Genomic DNA, 20,908 nt, shown 5'->3' on the forward strand with positions numbered 1-20,908 from the left:
AATCGGCGGTGCTGCCTTATGGAATTTCCGAACATCCGCCACCTTCAGGCCGTGGTTGAAACCGCCCGCCTGAAGCGCGTTGCCCTCGCCGCAGATGTGGTTCACCTGAGCCAACCCGCGGTGACCCATGCAATTGCGAAGATAGAGAAAAACCTTGGGGTAAAGCTCTTCGACCGGCGCCCGGACGGGATGTATTGCACCCAGGCGGGGCAGCTCTTTCAGGCGCGGGCCAAGCGGATGATCGAGCTGCTGCGGGAGGGGGCTTCAGAGGCAGTGCGGCGTGCGAGCCGCGATGAGAAATCCGGCGAAGACGGGCCGGTGCGCAAGGATTTTCATGGCGCGCTGACGCCGGTGCACCTGCGCACGCTCCTCGCTATGGCCAGTGCGGGCAACTACTCGCAGGCCGCCCGAGCGCTGGGCGTGTCGCAACCCTCCGTGCACCGGGCTGCGAAAGACCTGCAACGTCTTGCGGGCATTCGACTGTTCGAATCCGACCGCCGCGGCGTGGCCCTGACGCTCCCCGGAGAGCTCCTAGCCCGGCAGGCCCGTCTGGCCGCGGCCGAGTTGCGGCAGGCGGTGTATGAAATTGCCGAGGAACAGGGCCGGGAGGCCACCACCATCGTGATCGGGGCCTTGCCGCTGGCCCGTTCGTCCATTTTGCCGCAAGTCATTGATGACGTTATAACTTCCGATCAGGGGGCGCCGCAGATACGCAGTGTGGAAGGCCCCTATCCCGAGTTGCTCCGCGCGCTGCGCTTCGGTGAGATCGACTTCATAATCGGCGCCTTGCGCGACCCGGCGCCTGCCGATGACGTGGTGCAGGAGCCGCTGTTTGATGATGCCCTCTCGGTCGTGGCCAGCCAAAACCATCCGCTTGCATCGAAACCGCAGGCCCTGCTCGCGGATGCGTTGGAGTACCCGTGGATTGCCCCGCCCAAGGCCACGCCCGCCGGCTCCTATCTGTTTGATACGCTCAAGATCGACAGCCTGCCCGGCACGCCCGTCAAAATCGTGTCGTCCTCGCTTGTGCTGGTGCGCGGGCTGATGATGCGCGGGCCCTACCTCACTATCATGTCGCGCCGCCAGATCGAGATGGAGGAGGAGTTGGGGGTGCTCACCGCGCTGCCGATTCCGCTGGAGCGCAACGAGCGGAGCATCGGCCTGACCTTTCGCAAGGCATGGCGCCCGACGCCCGCGCAGGGGCGGCTGCTGGTGCGGTTGCGCGAGGTGTGCTGTGCCCTATCCGATGGTTGAACTATCCAATAATTGAATGGCTTGTCCCGCCTTTCGATTTTTCGTTCGGCTGCAAAATTGGTAATCAGTTGCCCGTCACGAGGAGGTGGCGCAAATGTCTGATAATGAAGAGCTTTCAAACCGTATGGCAGTTGCCTTGCTCGGCTTCGGCGAGGCGGGGCAGGCCTTTGCCAAGGGCTGGGGCGCATCTGGCGCGCCCGCCGATCTCTTCGCTTTCGACATTAAAACAAATTCGCCCGAGACGTCAGAGGCCAAGTGGCAGGACTATCAGCGTTGCGGTGTGACGGGGCTTGAACGACTCACGTTTGCCAGTGCCGTGTTCTCGCTTGTCACCGCCGATCAGGCCGAGCGTGCGGCGCAGGATGCGGCCGAAGCATTGGCCCCGGGCACGATCTACTTTGATTGCAACTCCTGCGCGCCGGGGGCCAAGCGCCGGAGCGCGGAAGCGCTGGAGGCGAGGGGCATTCGCTATGTCGATGTGGCCGTCATGGCCCCGGTTCACCCAAAGCTGCACCGCACCCCGCTGCTGATTTCCGGCCCGCACGCGCAGGAGGCCAAGGCCCTGCTGGACACTCTGGATATGGCCGCGAAAGTTGCAGGGCCAGAGGTGGGAACGGCGAGCGCAACAAAGATGGTGCGCTCGGTTATGATCAAGGGAATCGAAGCCTTGACGCTGGAGTGCCTGCTTGCCGGTCGTCGCGCCGGGGTGGACGAGGCGGTTTTGGCCTCGCTCGACGCCTCCATGCCGGGCTGGAACTGGCCCGAGCGGGCGGCCTACAACATGGAACGTGCCACCACGCACGGCCTGCGCCGTGCTGCCGAGATGCGCGAAGTGGTGACCACGGTTGAAGAGCTTGGATTGCCCTCCGACATGGCCCGCGCCATCGTGGAGTGGCAGCAAAGGGCAGGGGATATGCGGCTGGATCTTGCCGCTGGCCCCGAAGATTACGCCGGTCGCGCGGACCGGATCAGCAACGCCATGGCGGGCGCGCACCGCGCTGCCGAATAGGGAGGATGCCATGTCTGACGACAAGGAATATGAAGATATCCCGGGGACTTACGTCTTCGATGCGGATCGCTCGCGGGAGGGGTATCACCTCAACCAGTTCTGTATCTCGCTGAGAACGCAGAAGGCGCGAGACGCATTCAAGTCGGACCCGGAAGAGTATCTGAGCCGCTTTCCGATGAGCGAAGATCAGAAGCAGGCCATCCGTGACCGGGCCTGGAACCGGCTGCTCGAACTGGGCGGCAACATCTATTACACCAGCAAGCTCGCGGCCTTCGACGGGATCACCTTTCAGGATCTGGCCGCAATGATGACGGGCGTCAGCCGGGATGAATACCGCGACATGATGCTCCACGGCGGCAGGCCCATCGAGGGCAACCGCAGCAAATCTGAATGGGAGAAGAAATAATGGCGCGGATTACCGCAGGCGTGGGATGCAGCCACGTGCCCGCCATCGGCGTGGCAATGGACACCGGCATCACCGAGCAGCCCTATTGGAAGCCGCTCTTCGAAGGGTTCACCAAGAGCCGGGAGTGGATGAAGGAAAACAAGCCCGATGTGATCTTTCTTGTCTACAACGATCACTGCACGGCCTTTGACGCCTCTTGCATCCCGACTTTCGCGCTCGGCTGCGCGGCAGAGTACAAACCCGCCGACGAGGGCTGGGGCCCGCGCCCGGTGCCGGTGGTGAAGGGGCATCAGAAGCTGGCCTCCCACATCGCGCAAAGCGTCATTCTCGACGAGTTCGACCTGACCATCATGAACGAGATGGAGGTGGATCACGGGCTGACGGTGCCGATGTCTGTCATGTTCGGCGAGCATGGTGTGGATGACGAATGGCCCTGCCTCGTGGTGCCGCTGGCGGTGAACGTGGTGCAATATCCGGCCCCGACCGGGCGGCGCTGCTACAACCTCGGCAAGGCCATCCGCCGCGCCATCGACAGCTACCCCGAAGACCTCAACGTGATGATCTTCGGCACCGGCGGCATGAGCCACCAGTTGCAGGCGGAGCGGGCAGGGCTGATCAACCCCGAGTGGGACAACCGCTTTCTCGACTACATGGCCACCGACCCCGAGGCGGCGGCCAATATCACCCACCTCGAATACCTGCGTGAGACGGGCTCGGAAGGCATCGAAATGGTGATGTGGCTGGTCATGCGCGGGGCGCTGGACGAGAAGGTCACAGAGGTGCACCGGCACTATCACGTGCCCGCGTCCAACACGGCCGTCGGCCATATCATCTTGGAAAATCACGCTTAACTTCAGCGGAAGGAAAGACAATGCGCGTATGTGTAGCGGGGGCCTACGGGGCCTTCGGGATCAAACATCTGGACGCTCTGGCGGCCATTGACGATGTCGAGGTGACGTCGGTCATGGGGCCGACCAAGGCCAAGATCGAGGCACTGGCCGCCGAGCGCGGTATCCCCCATGCGGCGGATAATCTGGAAGAGTGCATCGCGCGGGATGACGTGGACGCGGTGATCCTCGCCACGCCGACGCAGGTGCATGTGGAGCAGGGCATCGCCTGCATGGAGGCCGGCAAGCATGTGCTTATCGAAATCCCGATGGCCGATTCCATCGAGGGTGCAGAGGCGCTGGTGGAAAAGCAGAAAGAAACCGGCGTTGTGGCCATGGCCGGACAGGTGCGGCGCTTCAACCCGAGCCACCAGTGGATTCACAACAAGATCGAAGCGGGTGAGTTGAAGGTCCAGCAGATGGACGTGCAAACCTATTTCTTCCGCCGCTCCAACATGAACGCCAAGGGCGAGCCGAGGAGCTGGACGGATCACCTGCTGTGGCACCACGCCTGCCACACTGTGGACCTGTTCCAGTATCAGACCGGCGAGACCTGCTCAGAGGCATTTGGCATTCAGGGGCCGCATCACCCGGAGCTTGGCATCGCGATGGATATGTCCATCGGGATGAAGGTGCCTTCCGGTGCGATTTGCACGCTGTCGCTGTCGTTCAACAACGATGGGCCGCTGGGCACCTTCTTCCGCTATATCTGCGATAACGGCACGTACATTGCCCGTTACGACGACCTGTTTGACGGCAAGGAAAACCCGATCGACCTGTCGGATGTGGCCGTGTCGAACAACGGGATCGAGCTGATCGACCGCGAGTTTTTTGCGGCGATCCGTGAGGGGCGCGAGCCGAACGGATCGGTAGCGCAGACCCTCTCGGCAATGGAGACACTGGACAAGATCGAGAAGTCTTTCCAGAGCTGATGTGCCAGAAAGATCGCGGGGCAGGGCGCTTGTGGCGCTCTGCCCCGTTTTCTGTCTGGCCGGCGGCGGTTTGCTTTAGTTGTTGTAGTAGCCAGATCCATAGGCGGAATAGGCACCGTATTTGCCGCCGTAGCCGTAGCGCTTCATGCCCTTGGGGTTGATCTGCGAGAGCACGAGGCCGGTAACCTTTTGGTCTGACTGGCGGAACAGCTTCAGCCCTTCTTTCACCTGCGCTTGGGATGTGGCGTCCCACTTCACCGTGAAGAGCACCGCATCGGCCTGCATGGCGATGATCCGGGCGTCAGGCACGATCAGAACCGGCGGGGTGTCGAGGATGATCGCATCATACTTGCCACGCAGATCGGTGATCAGGTCACGGAACTTGTCGGAGGTGAACAGGTCCGCCGCATTGGCGCTGGTCTGTTCGCCCGCGAGCAGATCAATGCCAGAGGCTTCGGTCTGGGTGATGACATCATCAAGCGACGAGTCGCCGCTCAGCACGGAGACAAGGCCGCGTTTGGGCAGATCGTCGAAATATTGCGAAAGCGTGCGGCGGCGAATGTCGCCCTCCATCAGCAGCACCTTCTTGCCCATGCCGATGAGGTTTTGGGCAATGGCGATGGAGTTGGTTGTTTTGCCTTCGCCGGGCAGGGCCGAGGTAGAGACAATGACCTTTGGCGGGTTGTCTACATTGGACAACATCAGCGAGGTGCGCAGGTTCCGATAGGCCTCTGCGGTGTTGGAGGTGGGCTTGTCGCGCAGATACTGGATCGTCTTGCGGCGGTTACGGGCCGGGATGCGGGGGATCTGACCAATCACGCTGATCCCGGTTGCGGCTTCCAACTCGTCGGAGGTGCGGAAGCTGCTGTTGCGCGCCTCTTTCAACAGCACCAGCCCGGCGCCGATCATCAGGCCAAGCATCCCGGACATCGCCAGAATGAGCGAGCGCCGGGGTTCGGATGCGTTGATCGGGATGACGGCGTTTGAGAGAACGCGGCTATCGGCTTGCTGAATGCCCTGCTGCGCAGAGGTCTCCTTGAGCCGGCCCAGGAAGTATTCATAAAGCGCGCGGCTGGCTTCGACCTCACGCTGCAATTGTTGAAGCTCGACTAGATCGTCGCCCTGCTGGTCGATTCGTGCGCGCAGGTCGCTTTCGGATGTCCGCAGGCCCTCAAGCTGCTGGCTGGTGCGTGCCACATCGAGCCTTGCGCGCTCTGCCAGCTGCGTGAAACGGGTGTCGAAGGCCGTGGCCATGGCTGGCTCGTTTTGAGCGCGGGGCAGCATTCTGGTCAGCTGCATGTCATTGGCCGCCGCTGCCTGTTCTTCGCGCGTGCTCGCTGCTTCAAAAACCGCTAGGCGGGCCTTTTGCGTTTCCAGGTTGTCGGCTGTCTGGGTGACCCGATCACGGATCTCTTTCAGCTGCCGTTCCAGCGCCTGAAGCGCCTCAACCGAGACGAGCTCATTGTCGGCGCTGAGTTCGGCAAGACGGCTTTCGCCCGATTCCAGTTCAACCCGCAATTCGCCAACCTGTTCGGTCAGCCAACTCGTGGCCTCCTGTGTCGCTTCAAACTTCACTTCAAGCTGGTTGAGAATGTAGAGCTCGGCGATCGTATCGGCGATCAGCGCGGCTTTCTCCGGCTCCAGCGATGTTACACGGATGTTGAAAACGAGGCTGTTGGGAACGGCAGCGACTGTCATGTTCTCGAGAACAGAGTCGATGGAATTGTTCCGTTGGCGCACCATCGTTACGTCCTCGGGGACGACTTGTTCGGAGGGCGCGCCAAGAAGGGTGCTTTTGATCGAGGACTTCAGCTCTGACAGTGCGCTTGGATCGCGCAGGGCGGAGTTGAATTCTGGATCCGCCGTCAGATCGAGCCGATCGACGACTTTGCCGATCAGGCCCCGCGATTTGAGAACTTCAGCTTCCGAGTTCACGATTTGCGAGTCTGACGAGAGGCCCCCCATGACACTCTCGATATCCACGACCGAGCGTTCCTGAGTTTCCAGGATTACAACGGACGTTGCCGTGTACCTCGGCGTGGCGATTCCATAAGCGTAGTAGCCGCCGATAACGGTTGCGAGCATCGCGATAACCGCGATGATCCACTTTCCGCGCCAGAGCGTGCCCAGCAGTGCTCCGAGGTCGATGACATCGTCACCATCGCCGTGAACGGCGGACTGAGCGTCCTGCACAGTTCCGCTACCAGAAATACTTGTCATTTGTTGCATTCAGTTACCCATACCCAGACGATAATTGGAGCATATGCCAATGCTCTGTGCAATTGCACCGGCGATCCGACGCTGACCCCAAGGATGCGCGCTCCATGCGACAACAGCAGGCTATTGTCGAGGCTTAGGCGGCGGCTGCGCTCAAGAAGTGCGCACATGCGCAAGCTTCCGCCAATTTTTGCGTGTTGAATGTGAAGTCCCTATTCTGCTTTGCAGCGAGGCATGTTAGGGAGGCCTCAGCAACGGAAGGAACCAGTTATGTCAGTACGCACACTCATCGCCGCTGCGGCTATTGCCGCCGTAACGGCCCCGGCCTTCGCCCAGACCGTTGAAGTCATCGACTGCGACGAACCGGCGAATCGTGAACTCGACGAATGCAAGCCCGAAGAGCTGGGCATTCCGAGCTCTGCGACCAACGCAGGCCCACTCGCTGCTCTACCTCTCGGCTTGCTCCTCCTCGGCGGACTTGGCGGTGGCGGTGGTGGCGGCACGACCGGCACCACGGGTACGACCGGCACCACCGGAACGACCGGGACCAACTGATCCAGACCACCGGGCAGCTCAGGGAGCTGCCCGGTATCGTTAAAAACGCGTTGAATTTTCATCATTTTTTGGATGATGTTCGACGGTCCTAAACCCGAAATTAATCTGCATACGCTCTTATCCTCCCTGCAAAGGGTGGCCGCTGGTCTGCGCATTCGCGTTTGTCTGGCGGCGAGGAAAAGGGTGTATCGCCATGGAATGGTCAATTCTCTCCGGTTTCCGGAGTGCTTTTCGTATGTTTAAACGTCAGACGGGGGCAATCGCGCTGACGTTATGTGCCGGCATATCAACGCTGGCTCCCAGTTCCGCGCAGGCGCAGAGCGCGGTTGCTGTTATCGTCGGGAGTGACAGGGGCGGTTTTATTCGCGTCCGGCTGGCGGAGATTAAGGAACTGAAGGCAGAGAAGCGGCGCGTTGAGATTCGCGGCAAGGTCTGCTTTTCGACCTGCACCATGTACCTTGGTGTCGAGGATGTTTGCGTATCTCCCAAGACGACCTTTGGGTTTCATGGCCCGGCGATGGCTGTTGGGCGCATGTCGCCGGCGCAATTCGACTATGTCTCTCGTGTCATTGCCAGTCATTATCCGGAGCCGATTGCAAACTGGTATCTCGCCGAGGGCCGAACAAGAACGTCTGGCCTTTACCGAATGAGCGGCCAGAATCTGATTCGGCTTGGTGTTCCGGCCTGCCCAACGCTCGCATCCGGAAATCGTTGAATACCGGTAAAGCGGTTAAGGAGTGGCTATCGGAACGGGGGGGCTACTCCTTTCAGTGTCGCTGCCGTACCTCACTTTGAGTTGGGCGGCAATCTCTGCGTTGCAGCATCTATCGGCCCATTCCCGCTGGTTTCGGCGGGGTTTTTCGCTCAGATTGAAGTCGATCTTTCGCCTGTCGCCTCAAATTTCACCAAAATGTCGTAGATTTTGCCGCATCCTTGGATTATGCCTCCGCTCGATACTGTAGTGCAGCGAAAGTAGAGGCCCTCGTGGCCTGTGGGGCCTAGTCTCCAAACAGACCGACGAGAATGCCACCACCGGGGGAATTAAAAAGTGAAGTACGTCAAAATGACGGGTGCCGAGCCTGTGGACCTGCCTGCGGATATGGTGACCGCAGATGAGCGCCACGGGCTAAGCTACATGCGGCATGGCAAGCGTGTATTCGATTTTTCGTTAGCGCTGGTGCTGCTGCCGCTCGTCTTGCCAGTTATTCTTGTTCTCTGTGCAATTACCCGCCGCGATGGTGCTCCGGGCCTTTTTGGCCATGAGCGCGTGGGGCGGAACGGGCAGCCGTTCAATTGCTGGAAAATTCGTTCGATGGTGCCGAATGCCAAGGAGCGTCTCGCAGAACACCTCGCTTCCAACCCCGAAGCTGCTGCGGAGTGGGAGCGTGACTTCAAACTCGACAATGACCCGCGAATTACTCGGTTGGGCCATTTCATCCGAAAAACCAGCCTCGATGAACTTCCCCAACTCTGGAACGTGCTCGTGGGTGACATGAGCTTTGTCGGTCCGCGACCGATCGTGGCCTCAGAACTTGCGCGTTATGGAGAGCATCGCCGTGAGTACCTCTCGGTCCGCCCTGGGATAACTGGCCCGTGGCAGGTGTCAGGGAGAAACGACATTAGCTACGCCGAGCGGGTACGGATGGACGCGTCTTATGCTCACAGCATGAACCTACCCACCGATGTTGCCCTGATTTTCAAAACCGTTGGCGTCGTCTTCGCACCTACCGGCAAGTAAGGCGAAGCTGGAATCTCGGCAACTCGCGCGAGTGTTTCCCCTATCCGTCGGACGCCCGACTTTTTGAAACGGCCCTCTTCGGGCCTAAAACCGACATGTGCCTAGGAGGTCTGAAGTGAAGATTACCCCGGTCATCCTCTGCGGAGGCTCTGGAACCCGGCTTTGGCCGCTGTCGCGCAAGTCTTATCCCAAGCAGTTCTCTGCGATCATCGACGGGGAGACGCTGTTTCAGCGGTCTGCGCGGCGGTTGAGCGGGCCCGAGTTTACAGTGCCCATCGTGCTGACCGGGTCTGACTTTCGTTTCATCGTGACGGAGCAGCTTTTTCAAGCCGGGATAGAGCCCGGTGCTGTCATGATTGAACCGGAGCCGCGCAACACGGCACCTGCGGTTCTTGCCGCGGCGCTCCGTGCGACGGCCGATGATCCGGACGCGGTGCTGCTGGTCGCGCCCTCCGACCATCTCATCCCTGATACCGAAAGTTTTGTGGCCACGGTGCAGGCCGGGTTGCCCGCGGTGGCTGAAGGGCGCCTTGTAACGCTCGGCATCAAGCCCACCCATGCCGAAACGGCTTATGGATATCTGGAATTGGCTGCGCCGCCTCAGGCTGAGCCGGCCCCGATTGTGCTGAAGCAGTTCGTTGAAAAGCCCGATGCGGCGCGTGCGGCCGAGCTGTTGGCGGCAGGCAACTTCCTGTGGAATGCGGGTATTTTCCTGTTCCGTGCCGCAGATATGGTGAAGGCCTTCGAGGCGCATGCCCCAACGCTGCTTGCGCCGGTTCGGGCCTCAGTTGAGCGGGCTCAGCCTGACCTTGGTTTTCTACGGCTTGATCCGGACTCCTGGGCCGCGGTGGAGGATATCTCTATCGACTACGCCGTCATGGAGCGCGCCGACAACCTTTCGGTTGTTCCTTTCGATGGGGCCTGGTCTGACCTTGGGGGCTGGGATGCCGTCTGGCGTGAAACCGAACCTGACGAGCGCGGTGTGGTTGCGCGCGGCAGCGCGACAGCAATCGACTGTGATGATACATTGCTCCGCTCTGATAGCGACCGGCTGGAGCTGGTGGGGATTGGCCTGAAAAACGTGATGGCCATCGCCATGAACGATGCCGTGCTGGTGGCAGACACCTCGCGTGCGCAAGATGTAAAGTTGGCCGTGACGGCGCTGAAAAAGAAGCAGGCACCGCAGGCGACAACCTTCCCGAAAGATCACCGCCCGTGGGGGTGGTTTGAGAGCCTTGTTGTTGGGGATCGCTTTCAGGTGAAGCGTATTCTGGTCCACCCCGGTGCATCGCTGTCGCTGCAAAGCCACTTCCACCGCTCCGAGCATTGGATCGTTGTCGAAGGCACCGCGAAGGTGACGATTGATGACGATGTGAAGCTGGTGACTGAAAACGAGTCTGTTTATATCCCGCTCGGCTCGAAGCACCGGATGGAGAACCCGGGAAAGGTGCCGATGGTGCTGATCGAGGTGCAGACGGGCACCTATGTTGGAGAAGATGACATCGTGCGTTACGAGGACGTTTACGCGCGGGGGCAGGGGGCGAAAGGGTGATTTGCCGCCCTGTCGGCGGGATCACGCCTGTCGGGCTTTCTGCGCAGAGGCATCCGTAAAAGAGGTGGCAGAGCCACGGTATTTGCGGCAAAAGAGACGCGCTCGGACATTGGCCACGCGCCTCTATCTGCGCAGGCCGCCGGAGAGGTGGCACGGGATGATTGGGGTGAAGTTACCGGAGATGTGGGTGCGAGCTACGACTAGAATTTTAGGCGTGGCCGCTTTGCTTTCTGCCCTCTCCACAGCGCAGGCCAAAGCGGAGCAACTCTCGTTCTTTGGTACGCCCGGTCTGGTGGATATGCCAACGGCCGGCGCCCTGGGCGACGGAAACCTTGCCCTGACAACCGCCAACTACGGGCCGATCTGGCGCAATACGGTCGCCTTTCAGATAACTCCTCGTATCACAGGTGCATTTCGATACTCGGCGCAGGGATATGTATTCAATCGAAACACTTTGTTCTACGATCGCAGCTTCGATTTGCATTTCCTCCTGCGCGAGGAGAGTGATGTGTGGCCCGCCATCGCGCTCGGCCTCCGCGACTTTGGCGGAACAGGCATTTACAGTGGCGAGTATATCGTTGCCAGCAAGTATGTAACGCCGAGGCTTCAGTTCACGGGCGGCTTGGGGTGGGGCCGGTTTGCAGGCCGTGGCGGATTCGCGAACCCTTTGGGCGTGCTGGACGATCGCTTTGAGACCCGCCCCAATCGCGACACGCGGACCGGGGAGTTTGGCTTTGACCAGTGGTTTCGGGGGGACGCTGCCCTGTTCGGCGGGATCAAATGGCACGCCACCGACAGGCTGACATTTGTTGCCGAGTACTCCAGCGACACTTACAGGCGCGAGAGCCGCATCTCCATTGATCCGCAGTCGTCGCCCTACAACTTCGGGGTCAGCTACAAGTTCCGCAATGGCCTCGATTTCGGGGCCTACTATCTCTACGGCAACGAAGTTGGTTTCCGCTTCTCCTATGTGATCGACCCCGCCAACCCACGCGCGCCGGGGGGGCAGGAGACCGCGCCGCCAGCGCTTTTGCCTCGCTCCAGCGTGGCTGCGCAGAGCTGGAACCTTGCAGATCCGGCCAAGCGGGTCGCCTCGTCGCGTGACACGTTGCAGGCCCGCCTGTCGGAGCAGGGCCTGCGGCTTGTGGGCTATCGGCTGGAGGGTGGCGCGGCGAAGGTGCAGATTGAGAACCAACGCTTTGATGCCACTGCGCAGGCCGCCGGGCGCACGGCCCGGGTCATGGCCAACACGCTTGCCCCCGGCATCGAACGCTTTGAGGTGACCTTTGTGGAAGGCGGCATGGCGCAAACCACTGTTGCCGTGAACAGAACCGATCTGGAAGAGCTGGAGAACCACCTTGAGGGCGAATGGCACAGTCTTGCGCGGGCTGATATTTCCGATGCATTCGGCGTCGGAAAGCCGGCAGGGGTGGCGGGAACCTATCCGCGCTTTTCTTGGGGAATTTCGCCTTACACGGCGTTTTCGCTTTTCGATCCTGACGAGCCGCTGCGTTATGAGCTCGGGATCCAGCTCAACGCCGCGTGGGAGCCGCGCCCGGGGCTGATCTTCTCTGGTCAGCTGCGCAAGCCGTTCACCAGCACCATCGACGATGCAACCCGCAAGTCCGACAGTGTGCTGCCGCATGTGCGCTCTGACACGGTGCTTTATGCACAGCAGTCTGACCTTCAGATTTCTCATCTGACCGCGGAGTATTTCTTTCGCCCGCGCGAAGACATGTTCGGGCGGCTGACCTTTGGCTACCTTGAGCCGATGTTTGGCGGCGTCTCTGCCGAGTTGCTCTGGTATCCGCTCAACAGCCGCCTCGCCCTTGGGGCCGAGCTGAACTACGCGGTGCAACGCGACTTTGATCAGCTGTTCGGCTTTCAGGATTATGACGTCGTGACAGGCCACGTTTCGGCCTATTACGATTTGGGGCGCGGCTTTCACGGTCAGCTCGATGTTGGGCGCTACCTTGCAGGTGATTGGGGCGCAACGATAACGATTGATCGCCGTTTCAAGAATGGCTTCAAGGTCGGTGCCTTCGCCACCTTTACTGACGTTTCCTACGATGATTTCGGTGAAGGGTCGTTTGACAAAGGCCTATTCGTCGAGGTGCCGATGTCGTGGATCCTCGGCCAGCCCAATCGCAGCAGCATCGGCCAGACCATTCGCCCGATCGTGCGGGATGGCGGCGCGCGGCTTTCGGTCCGCAACCGTCTTTACGGCGTTGTTGAACCCTACCGCGGGCGTGAGATTGCCGACAGTTGGGGGAAGTACCTGCGATGAAGCCTTCGCTTGCCCTGCTTTCAACGCTTGTTCTGGCCGCCTGTGGCGGGCTCGGCGTTGGGAGTGACAGCCCTCCCTCGCCCAACCAGCTTCGCACCGCGTCGACGGCTCGTTTTGCCCAATTGCTCGAGGCGGGCACCCCGGCGATTCAGGTGGCCGTTGAGAAAGACGAGAGCTCAACGATTGTGCTCCGCGAAGTCAGCCGTAACGGGGTGGAAAGCTATGTCAGTACGGATGGGGTTTCGCTAAAGCTGCGGCGTGGGTTTCTCGTTGGAACGGCGGGCTTTGGCGGTGATATGACCGGCTCCAATGTGGACGATAGCATGGCCGCCGTTTTCGGCAGGCGCGCTGGCGTGACGGAGCGGTTTCATACCTTTTTGAATGGCGAGAATGAGGCTGTGACGCGTGGTTATGTCTGCGTTGTATCCAGCCGAGGGGCGCGCCAGATTCAGGTTGGCACGCGTGACAGCCAGCTGCGCAGTGTGGACACCACCCTGTTCGAAGAAGCCTGTAAAAGCCTGGATCAGGATTATACCAACCTCTACTGGCTTGCCGCCGGGTCTGGCCGAATGGTGCAATCGCGCCAATGGGCGGGCGATTTCACCGGTCCGCTGGTGATGCGCGTGGTGATGGAGTAAGCGTTGAGAGAAGTCGAGGGACCAAGAACAATGCAAAAACTGGCACTGATCTGCCTTGTGGCCAGCCTTGCCGCATGTGGTGCAGCCTACCAAAGCCCGAAGGTGCGGAGCGGCGCGAGCGATGGCACGCGCGTGCGGGTTGTGCCGGTCAACGCGGAGACGACGCTTCTCGCCAATCGCGGGGCCTACCGGCCCAAAACCCTGCCCGCCATCTTCTCGGCCAACGCCGGAACGGGCGGTGGGCTGCGTGGCGGTGGAGCCGTGCCGGATGCGGTGGTGGAGCCCACAACGCGGCCCGGAAGCCTGCAAACCCGCCTGCCGCCACCGGCACAGCCCGGCCCCTACACCATCGGCGTGGGCGATGTGTTGCTTCTGGCAACACCACAAGTGGGCGGAACGGTTGAAGAGCTCTCTGGCCTTCTGGCGGCGCAGAACTCTCGCCAAGGCTATACGGTGCAGGATGACGGCTCGATCAACGTGCCCAACGTCGGCCGCGTGCGGATTGCCGGTATGACGGTGGAAGAGGCCGAGGCGGCTATGTTCCAACGGTTGGTTGAAACCCAGATCGACCCGACATTCTCGCTTGAGATCGCCGAATTCAATTCTCAGAAGGTGTCGGTTGGCGGTGCGGTGGCAAACCCGGCTGTCGCTCCGGTAACGCTGACACCGCTCTACCTTGATCAGGTGCTTGCTGCCGCTGGCGGTGTGACGGCCAAGGACGATGACTACGCGTCGATCCGTATTTACCGCGACGGCACGCTGTACCAGATTCCGCTGCGTGAATTTTACGCCCGCTCCGGCCTGAAGCGCATCCGTCTGATCGACGGAGATTCGGTGTTTGTCGATACCGAGTTCGAGCTCGACAGGGCGCAGGCTTACTTTGAACAGCAGATCACCCTTGCCGGCTTCCGCAGCCAGCAGCGCCGTGACGCACTGAGCGAGCTTTCCACCGAAATCTCGATCCGCCGGGATGCGCTAAACGAAGCGCGGCAGAACTATCTGACCCGCACCGAGTTGGGCGCGGTTGACCGAGACTACGTGTACATCACCGGCGAAGTCGCCAAACAGGCGCGGTTCCCGCTGCCGTTTGAGCAGCAGGCCAGCTTGGCTGATGCCCTCTTTGAAGGCGGCGGGGGCATCCCAACCGACACCGGAAATGTGAAAGAAATCTACGTGCTGCGGGCATCGGCGGACCCGCGCGAGTTTGGTGCGGTGACAGCTTGGCATCTCGACGCGCGCAATGCGGCCAACTTCACGCTTGCCGCCAAGTTCCAGTTGCGCCCTGATGACGTGATCTTCGTTGCCGAGCAGCCGGTTACGCGCTGGAACCGTGTTGTGCGCCAGATCACGCCGTCTCTTATCACAACGGGTGCGCAGGCCGTGGCCAACTGAGCCACGGGCGCGAGGGCTGCCACCAGCAAACCCAGGTTCATCATCTCCGAAGTAGGGGAGTGGTGGGCGACCCTGGAATCGAACCAGGCATGGGTCTCCCCGGCGGAGTTACAGTCCGCTGCCGCACCTTGCAGCTCGTCGCCCAACGCTGGAGCGGAATACAAAGCCCGCCCCGGGGCGTCAAGGCGAAAAACCTTGCGATTTGCCCGTAGCATCCCCATGCAGGGGCGCGACATCAGGAGAGGTGTGGACGTGGCAAAAAAACCGACGTGGGTGGTCGATAAAGAGCGCGCAAAGCGAGCAAGCGCGGCGGAGACCTTGTGGCTCTTCGGGCTGCATGCCGTGCGCGATGCACTCGCGAATCCGGCACGCGAAAAGCTGCGGCTGGTGCTGACGCGCAATGCCGCCGACCGGCTGGGAGAGGCCTGCTGGCAGGATGCGGGACTGGAGCCCGAACTCGCCGATCCGCGCCGGTTTCCGGTGCCGCTCGATCCGGGATCGGTGCATCAGGGCGCCGCGCTTGAGGTGAAGCCTCTGGATTGGGGCAGCGTGGAGAGCCGGTGCATTGCCGGGCCGGGCCGCCCGCTTGTGGTGCTGCTTGATAGGGTGACTGACCCGCATAATGTTGGTGCCATCCTCAGATCCGCCGAGGTGTTCGGGGCGCGTGCGGTGGTGGCAACGGCGCGCCATTCGGCCCCCGAAACCGGGGCCCTCGCCAAGACGGCCTCCGGCGCGCTTGAGCGGCAGCCCTACCTGCGGGTGCGCAACCTTGCCGACACGATGGAAGAACTGCGTGCTGCTGGATTCACCATTCTTGGGCTTGCGGGCGAGGCCGACAGTGAGCTGGAGCCTGCCCTTGGGACGCTGCCAGAAGGGCAGGCCGTTGCGCTGGTTTTGGGGGCTGAGGGGCCGGGCCTGCGCGAGCGCACGCGCGATACTTGCGACCAGCTTGTGAAGATTCCCTTTGCTGGTGAGTTCGGCTCGCTCAATGTTTCCAACGCTGCAGCGGTGTCTCTCTATGCCGCAGCGCGAAAGTTTTCATGATATCACCTTTGCGCGAAGGGGCTGGCCAAGGTGGAGGGTGCGGCCCCATCCTCTGAGCACACCAAGGAGGATGCCCATGCTCACCCGCCGCCTGTTGCTCGCCTCGGCTCTTGCCTGCCTCGCCATGCCTGCGCTTGCTGAAGAGCCGCCGATTTTTGCCACCTCATCGCTTGCGATTCAGGGATACGACCCGGTTGCCTACTTCAAAGAGGGCAAGCCCGTGGAGGGAACGGCGGCGCATCAGCTCATGTGGATGGGCGCAACCTGGCGCTTTGCGAACGCGGCGAATCGGGATGCTTTCGAGCGGGAGCCGCAGCGGTATGCGCCGCAATATGGAGGCTATTGCGCCTATGCAGCCTCGCAAGGCTATGTTGCCCCAACAGACCCATCGGCCTTTACGGTTCATGAAGGCAAGCTCTACCTGAACTACTCCAAATCCGTGCGTGGCATATGGGAGCGGGATATCCCGGGCCATATCTCGGCGGCAGATGCCAACTGGCCCAAACCGTTGAAAAAATAGGGTTGAACCTGCCCGGCAGCGCGTCAGGATCACCTCGCGGCCGTTAACCTCGCGTTCACAGGTACATTACATGCTCTTGGAAAGATCGTTCTCGTGACTACCTCGATGAACAGGAGCGTTGGTTCGGAACACCAGCGTTTCACTTCACTGTCCCTCGTTCCGCGACTTGCGCTCGGGCCTTTTGGTTCGGGCGCTTTTTTCTCTTGCAGGGCCCGCCGATGAGCTACGCTGACAGTCTGCTTCGCCGCATCCTCACCGAAACCAAGGTGATCGCCTGCGTTGGCGTGTCCATGAACGAGGTGCGCCCCAGCTACTACGTGGCCCGCTATCTTTCGCTCAAGGGATACCGGGTGATTCCGGTCAACCCGGGCCACGCGGGCAAGGTGCTGTTCGGCGAAACCATCATGCCAGACCTCAGCTCGATTGATGCGCCTGTCGATATGGTTGATATTTTTCGCCGCTCCGAGCATGTGCCGCCCATCGTGGAAGAGGCTTTGGCCGCCTTCCCTGATCTGAAAACCGTCTGGATGCAGATTGGCGTTGAAAATGCCGAAGCTGCCGCGATGGCCGAGGCCCGGGGTGTGACAGTGATTCAGAACCTCTGCCCGAAGATGGAGTATCAGCGGCTCTTTGGCGAGTTGCGCATGGGCGGGTTCAACACCGGGGTGATTTCTTCGAAACTCTAGACCTTTCCGCCGCGCTCAGGCATATCAGGCGAGACCAAAAGGAGCCGAGCCAATGGGTATACTGAACACTCTTCTGCGTGCCGTCACATGGTGGAACGGCTCCACGCTTGGCACTCAGCTGTTTACGTGGCGCAAGGGCACCCGCGTGGGCGAGGATGACGCCGGTAACGTGTTTTATCGCAATGCCGACGACAGCAAGCGCTGGGTGATCTTCAATGGTGAAGTGGAGGCGTCGCGGATCAGCCCCGATTGGCATGGCTGGCTGCACAAGACCTTCAAGGAACCGCCGACAGACCGCCCGCTGCCCCACAAAGCGTGGGAGAAGCCGCACCTCGAGAACATGACCGGCACGCCGCTGGCCTATGCGCCTTCGGGCTCCATCCGCCGCGCCCAGCCGGCCAAGCGGCAAGATTATGAGGCCTGGAGCCCCGAGTAAGGGGCGAAACCGGGCGGCGGCCGGAGGGGCAATGTCGGAAAACACCACCGAAGCGATTGTGGGGGCCTGCGTTTTGGCCGCGGCTGCAGGGTTCCTGTGGTATGCCGCAGGGCTGACGGATGCGGGCGGCCCCTCGGGGGCCAGCTATCCTTTGCAGGCCAGCTTCCGCTCTGCCGAGGGCATTTCGGTAGGCACCGATGTGCGACTCGCGGGGGTGAAGATCGGCTCGGTGCGCGGACTTGAGCTGAACGCCCAGAGCTTTCGGGCCGAGGCGACCTTCGCAATTTCCGATGGCATCGAACTGCCTGAAGACAGCTCTGCTGCGATTTCGTCGGAAGGGCTGCTTGGCGGGAATTTCATCGAGATCATCCCCGGCGGTTCGCCCTTCAACCTCGAAGCGGGCGGCGAAATCCTCGACACCCAAGGCGCAATCAGCCTGATCGGCTTGCTGACCAAGTTCGTTTCAGGATCTGACGAATGAAGATGGCCCTGAAAGCCCTTGGCGCCACGGTGCTTTTTGCCACGTCGGCCTCTGGGCAGGCGGTGCTGGAGGGGCAGGGCGCCGTTTTGCGCGGGTTGGATAAGCTCTCCAGCGTCACCTCCGATCTGGAAGTGGGCAAGGGTGGCACGGTGCGCTATGGGCCGCTTCAGGTGACGCTGTCGGATTGTCGCTACCCCGAAGGAACACCGGCGCGGGCCACGGCCTACCTCGTGATCGAAGATGACAGCGCCGAAGCGCCGATATTTGCCGGCTGGATGCTTGCCTCGGCGCCCGCGCTCAATGCGATGGATCACCAGCGCTATGATATCTGGGTGTTGCGCTGCACCACCGAGTGACCGCTCGGAACCTCGGTCAAGCTCCTGAAATCGCAGTCGAGTTTTCGCGCCTTGGCCAAGCGTTTGCGATAGTCTTCGCGTGATATCTCGATCGCGCCGAGGCTGGCGAGGTGGGGTGTGATGAACTGCGTGTCAAAGAGGGTAAACCCGCAACGGCGCAGGTGATCGACAAGGTAGGCCAGCGCCACTTTGGAGGCGTCCCGGCGACGCGAGAACATGCTCTCTCCGCAAAAGCAGCCCCCCAGCGCCACCCCATAGACCCCGCCCACCAAGGCCTCACCGTCCCACACCTCCAGCGAGTGCGCATGGCCCTCGGCATGGAGCGTGCGGTAGAGCCGGTGGATCTCTGCGTTGATCCAGGTGGTCTCCCGGTCGGCGCAGGCATCCATGACGCCGCCAAAATCGGCGTTTGTTGTAATAGTGAAAGCCTCGCGCCGGATCAGCCGCGCGAGGGAGCGTGAAATGTGGAAATTCTCCAAGGGGAAGATGCCCCTCAGGCGCGGTTCGACCCAGTAGATCTCATCTGCATCGGCATCGTCGGCCATGGGAAACAGGCCCATTCGATAGGCCCGCATCAGAAGATCGGTTGTGAGCGGCTCCACCCGCTAGGCCTCAGCCTTGCAGGTTGGTTTCGAGCCAGCCTTCGAGCCAGTGGATATCATAATCACCGCTCTGCACGTCTGCCTCTTCCAGCAGGGCGCGGAACAGCGGAACGGTGGTATCCACCCCGTCAACGATCAGCTCACCCAGTGCCCGGTTGAGCCGCGCCAGCGCCTCGGGGCGATCCCGGCCATGGACGATCAGCTTGCCGATCAGGCTGTCGTAATACGGCGGGATCGAATAGCCGTCATAAAGCGCCGAATCCATCCGCACGCCCAGCCCGCCGGGGGAGTGAAACTGAGTGATCCGACCGGGGCAGGGGGAGAAGTTGGGCAACTTCTCCGCGTTGATCCGCACCTCGATGGCATGGCCGTTGAGCTTGAGGTCTTCCTGGCTGAACGACAGCGGAAGCCCGGCGGCGACGCGGATCTGCTCGCGCACGAGATCCTGGCCGAACACCAGCTCTGTCACCGGATGCTCAACCTGAAGACGGGTGTTCATCTCGATGAAGAAAAACTCGCCGTCCTCATAAAGAAACTCAATCGTCCCGGCGCCGGCATAGTTGATCGACGCTACTGCATCTGCGCAGGTCTTGCCGATTTTCGCCCGCAGTTCCGGGGTGATGGCGGGGCCGGGGGCCTCTTCAAACACCTTCTGGTGCCGCCGCTGCAAAGAGCAATCGCGCTCGCCGAGATGCACAGCGCCGCCCTTGCCATCGCCAAAGACCTGCACCTCGATATGCCGGGGCTTGCCGAGATATTTCTCGATATAGACCTCGTCATTGCCAAAGGCGCTCTTGCCTTCGGAACGTGCGGTGCGGAAGGCGTTCTCAAGCTCTTTGGCGGACTTCGCCAGCTTCATGCCGCGCCCGCCGCCGCCTGCGGTGGCCTTGATGATGACCGGATAGCCGATCTCTTCGGCCACCTTCTGCGCCGTCTCGTAATCGGGCACGCCGCCATCGGAGCCGGGCACGCAGGGCACGCCGAGCTTTTTCATCGTGTCCTTGGCGGTGATCTTGTCACCCATCACCCGGATATGCTCGGCGGTGGGGCCGATGAAGGTGAGGCCGTGGTCTTCGACGATCTGCACGAAGTTGGCGTTTTCCGACAGGAAGCCATAGCCGGGGTGGATCGCGTTGGCGCCGGAAATTTCACAGGCCGAGATGATCGCCGGAAAGCTCAGATAGCTTTGGGCCGAGGAGGGCGGGCCGATGCAGATTGCCTCATCGGCCATGCGCACATGCATGGCGTCGCTGTCGGCGGTGGAGTGCACGGCAACCGAGGGGATGCCCATTTCGCGGCAGGCACGCACCACACGCAGGGCGATTTCGCCGCGGTTTGCGATGAGGATCTTATCGAACATTGCCAGCGCCTTACTCGACGATCATCAGGGGGGCACCAAACTCAACCGGCGCACCGTCTTCGACGAGGATGCGCTTGACCGTACCACCACGGGGGCTTGGGATCTGGTTCATTGTCTTCATCGCCTCGACGATGAGGAGCGTCTGGCCTTCTTCAACCTTGTCGCCAACCTTGACGAAGGCGGGCGAGCCGGGCTCGGCCTGAAGGTAGGCGGTGCCCACCATCGGCGAGGTCACCGCGCCGGGGGCCTGTGCCGGATCTTCGGCCTCACCTGCCGCAGCAGCGGCGGGCGCCGGGGCCGCAGCGGGCGCGGGTGCGGCAACAGCGGGAGCGGCGGAGGGGGCGACTTGCACCACCTGTTGCTCCATCTTGCGGCTTACCCGCACATTCAGGCTGTCGTCCTGCCCGTAATCCCGCTTTACCTGAAGCTCGGTCAGATCATTGGATCGCAACAATTCTGCCAGCGCCTGAATAAAGGCGACGTCTGCATCGTGGGTCTTACTCATGCCGTCCTCTTTCTCGCCTGCCCCGGTTCGTGCCGGGCACAAATTATGGGC

22 protein-coding genes and 1 tRNA gene are annotated in these 20,908 nt (G+C 61.4%); 18 read left to right on the forward strand and 5 right to left on the reverse strand.

Translation table 11 applies throughout. The features are described from left to right. Window positions 1-18 precede the first annotated feature (18 nt). The 5 genes from FHY55_RS07555 to FHY55_RS07575 all read left to right on the forward strand — a co-directional run bounded on the left by FHY55_RS07555 (window position 19) and on the right by FHY55_RS07575 (window position 4,488). Complete coding sequence (locus FHY55_RS07555) at window positions 19-1,254, forward strand: LysR family transcriptional regulator (RefSeq protein ID WP_140013605.1); 1,236 nt, start codon at window positions 19-21, stop codon at window positions 1,252-1,254. A gap of 94 nt (window positions 1,255-1,348) precedes the next feature. After that, window positions 1,349-2,263: an NAD(P)-dependent oxidoreductase gene (locus FHY55_RS07560; protein WP_140013606.1), complete on the forward strand. Its 915-nt coding sequence runs from the start codon at window positions 1,349-1,351 to the stop codon at window positions 2,261-2,263. A 10-nt stretch (window positions 2,264-2,273) separates the two neighbouring features. After that, on the forward strand, window positions 2,274-2,669 hold the full coding sequence (gene ligA, locus FHY55_RS07565) for a protocatechuate 4,5-dioxygenase subunit alpha (protein ID WP_140013607.1): 396 nt from the start codon (window positions 2,274-2,276) through the stop codon (window positions 2,667-2,669). Further along, on the forward strand, window positions 2,669-3,520 hold the full coding sequence (locus FHY55_RS07570; RefSeq protein WP_140013608.1) for a class III extradiol dioxygenase subunit beta: 852 nt from the start codon (window positions 2,669-2,671) through the stop codon (window positions 3,518-3,520). Before ligA ends, FHY55_RS07570 begins: the two co-directional genes overlap by 1 nt. A gap of 20 nt (window positions 3,521-3,540) precedes the next feature. Continuing rightward, a complete protein-coding gene (locus FHY55_RS07575) occupies window positions 3,541-4,488 on the forward strand; it encodes a Gfo/Idh/MocA family oxidoreductase (RefSeq protein ID WP_140013609.1) in 948 nt (315 codons plus the stop codon). A 75-nt stretch (window positions 4,489-4,563) separates the two neighbouring features. On the opposite strand, the gene FHY55_RS07580 is transcribed toward FHY55_RS07575, so the two are convergent. Further along, complete coding sequence (locus FHY55_RS07580) at window positions 4,564-6,681, reverse strand: polysaccharide biosynthesis tyrosine autokinase (protein ID WP_254695448.1); 2,118 nt, start codon at window positions 6,679-6,681, stop codon at window positions 4,564-4,566. A gap of 294 nt (window positions 6,682-6,975) precedes the next feature. Here FHY55_RS07580 and FHY55_RS07585 point away from each other — a divergent pair, with 294 nt between their 5' ends. The 7 genes from FHY55_RS07585 to FHY55_RS07615 all read left to right on the forward strand — a co-directional run bounded on the left by FHY55_RS07585 (window position 6,976) and on the right by FHY55_RS07615 (window position 14,867). Then, the gene (locus tag FHY55_RS07585) at window positions 6,976-7,260 is read left to right on the forward strand and encodes a hypothetical protein (protein WP_140013611.1); all 285 of its coding nucleotides are present in this window, start codon (window positions 6,976-6,978) and stop codon (window positions 7,258-7,260) included. Window positions 7,261-7,495: 235 nt separating this feature from the next. Further along, window positions 7,496-7,975: a hypothetical protein gene (locus FHY55_RS07590; RefSeq protein WP_140013612.1), complete on the forward strand. Its 480-nt coding sequence runs from the start codon at window positions 7,496-7,498 to the stop codon at window positions 7,973-7,975. Window positions 7,976-8,359: 384 nt separating this feature from the next. Beyond that, window positions 8,360-8,998, forward strand: a complete 639-nt coding sequence (locus tag FHY55_RS07595; protein WP_254695498.1) for a sugar transferase — start codon at window positions 8,360-8,362, stop codon at window positions 8,996-8,998. Between the two features lie 115 nt (window positions 8,999-9,113). Next, window positions 9,114-10,550 (forward strand): mannose-1-phosphate guanylyltransferase/mannose-6-phosphate isomerase, encoded by a 1,437-nt coding sequence (locus tag FHY55_RS07600; protein ID WP_140013613.1) that lies wholly within the window; start codon window positions 9,114-9,116, stop codon window positions 10,548-10,550. 157 nt (window positions 10,551-10,707) lie between these two features. Then, window positions 10,708-12,837, forward strand: coding sequence for a YjbH domain-containing protein (locus tag FHY55_RS07605; protein WP_254695449.1), 2,130 nt, complete (start codon window positions 10,708-10,710; stop codon window positions 12,835-12,837). Beyond that, on the forward strand, window positions 12,834-13,475 hold the full coding sequence (locus FHY55_RS07610; RefSeq protein WP_140013614.1) for a YjbF family lipoprotein: 642 nt from the start codon (window positions 12,834-12,836) through the stop codon (window positions 13,473-13,475). The genes FHY55_RS07605 and FHY55_RS07610 overlap by 4 nt, the downstream gene beginning before the upstream one ends. Window positions 13,476-13,505: 30 nt before the next feature. Next, window positions 13,506-14,867 carry a polysaccharide biosynthesis/export family protein gene (locus tag FHY55_RS07615; RefSeq protein WP_210410545.1) on the forward strand — a complete coding sequence of 454 codons (1,362 nt, stop codon included), beginning with the start codon at window positions 13,506-13,508 and terminating at the stop codon, window positions 14,865-14,867. Between the two features lie 60 nt (window positions 14,868-14,927). Here the strand turns inward: FHY55_RS07615 and FHY55_RS20470 are convergent. Next, a tRNA-Tyr gene (locus FHY55_RS20470) sits at window positions 14,928-15,011 on the reverse strand. A gap of 75 nt (window positions 15,012-15,086) precedes the next feature. On the opposite strand from FHY55_RS20470, the gene rlmB reads away from it, so the two are divergent. From rlmB to FHY55_RS07645, 6 genes are all read left to right on the forward strand, one after another. Then, window positions 15,087-15,911: a 23S rRNA (guanosine(2251)-2'-O)-methyltransferase RlmB gene (rlmB, locus tag FHY55_RS07620; RefSeq protein WP_140016043.1), complete on the forward strand. Its 825-nt coding sequence runs from the start codon at window positions 15,087-15,089 to the stop codon at window positions 15,909-15,911. A gap of 76 nt (window positions 15,912-15,987) precedes the next feature. Then, complete coding sequence (locus tag FHY55_RS07625; protein WP_140013615.1) at window positions 15,988-16,431, forward strand: YHS domain-containing (seleno)protein; 444 nt, start codon at window positions 15,988-15,990, stop codon at window positions 16,429-16,431. 218 nt (window positions 16,432-16,649) lie between these two features. After that, window positions 16,650-17,117, forward strand: coding sequence for a CoA-binding protein (locus FHY55_RS07630; protein WP_140013616.1), 468 nt, complete (start codon window positions 16,650-16,652; stop codon window positions 17,115-17,117). Window positions 17,118-17,169: 52 nt separating this feature from the next. Then, window positions 17,170-17,553 (forward strand): NADH:ubiquinone oxidoreductase subunit NDUFA12, encoded by a 384-nt coding sequence (locus FHY55_RS07635; RefSeq protein ID WP_140013617.1) that lies wholly within the window; start codon window positions 17,170-17,172, stop codon window positions 17,551-17,553. A 31-nt stretch (window positions 17,554-17,584) separates the two neighbouring features. Then, on the forward strand, window positions 17,585-18,034 hold the full coding sequence (gene mlaD / locus FHY55_RS07640; protein WP_140013618.1) for an outer membrane lipid asymmetry maintenance protein MlaD: 450 nt from the start codon (window positions 17,585-17,587) through the stop codon (window positions 18,032-18,034). Between the two features lie 2 nt (window positions 18,035-18,036). Next, on the forward strand, window positions 18,037-18,390 hold the full coding sequence (locus tag FHY55_RS07645) for a DUF2155 domain-containing protein (RefSeq protein ID WP_254695451.1): 354 nt from the start codon (window positions 18,037-18,039) through the stop codon (window positions 18,388-18,390). On the opposite strand, the gene aat is transcribed toward FHY55_RS07645, so the two are convergent. Genes aat through accB form a run of 3 tightly spaced genes read right to left on the reverse strand, consistent with a single transcriptional unit; the run spans window position 18,354 to window position 20,857 of the window. Then, on the reverse strand, window positions 18,354-18,965 hold the full coding sequence (gene aat / locus FHY55_RS07650) for a leucyl/phenylalanyl-tRNA--protein transferase (RefSeq protein WP_371707720.1): 612 nt from the start codon (window positions 18,963-18,965) through the stop codon (window positions 18,354-18,356). The genes FHY55_RS07645 and aat overlap by 37 nt on opposite strands. A 37-nt stretch (window positions 18,966-19,002) precedes the next feature. Then, window positions 19,003-20,352: an acetyl-CoA carboxylase biotin carboxylase subunit gene (accC, locus tag FHY55_RS07655; RefSeq protein ID WP_140013621.1), complete on the reverse strand. Its 1,350-nt coding sequence runs from the start codon at window positions 20,350-20,352 to the stop codon at window positions 19,003-19,005. 10 nt (window positions 20,353-20,362) lie between these two features. Continuing rightward, window positions 20,363-20,857, reverse strand: a complete 495-nt coding sequence (accB, locus tag FHY55_RS07660) for an acetyl-CoA carboxylase biotin carboxyl carrier protein (protein WP_140013622.1) — start codon at window positions 20,855-20,857, stop codon at window positions 20,363-20,365. Window positions 20,858-20,908 lie beyond the last annotated feature (51 nt).

It is taken from the genome of Oceanicola sp. D3, assembly GCF_006351965.1.
In the GTDB taxonomy this organism is placed as follows: Bacteria; Pseudomonadota; Alphaproteobacteria; order Rhodobacterales; family Rhodobacteraceae; genus Vannielia.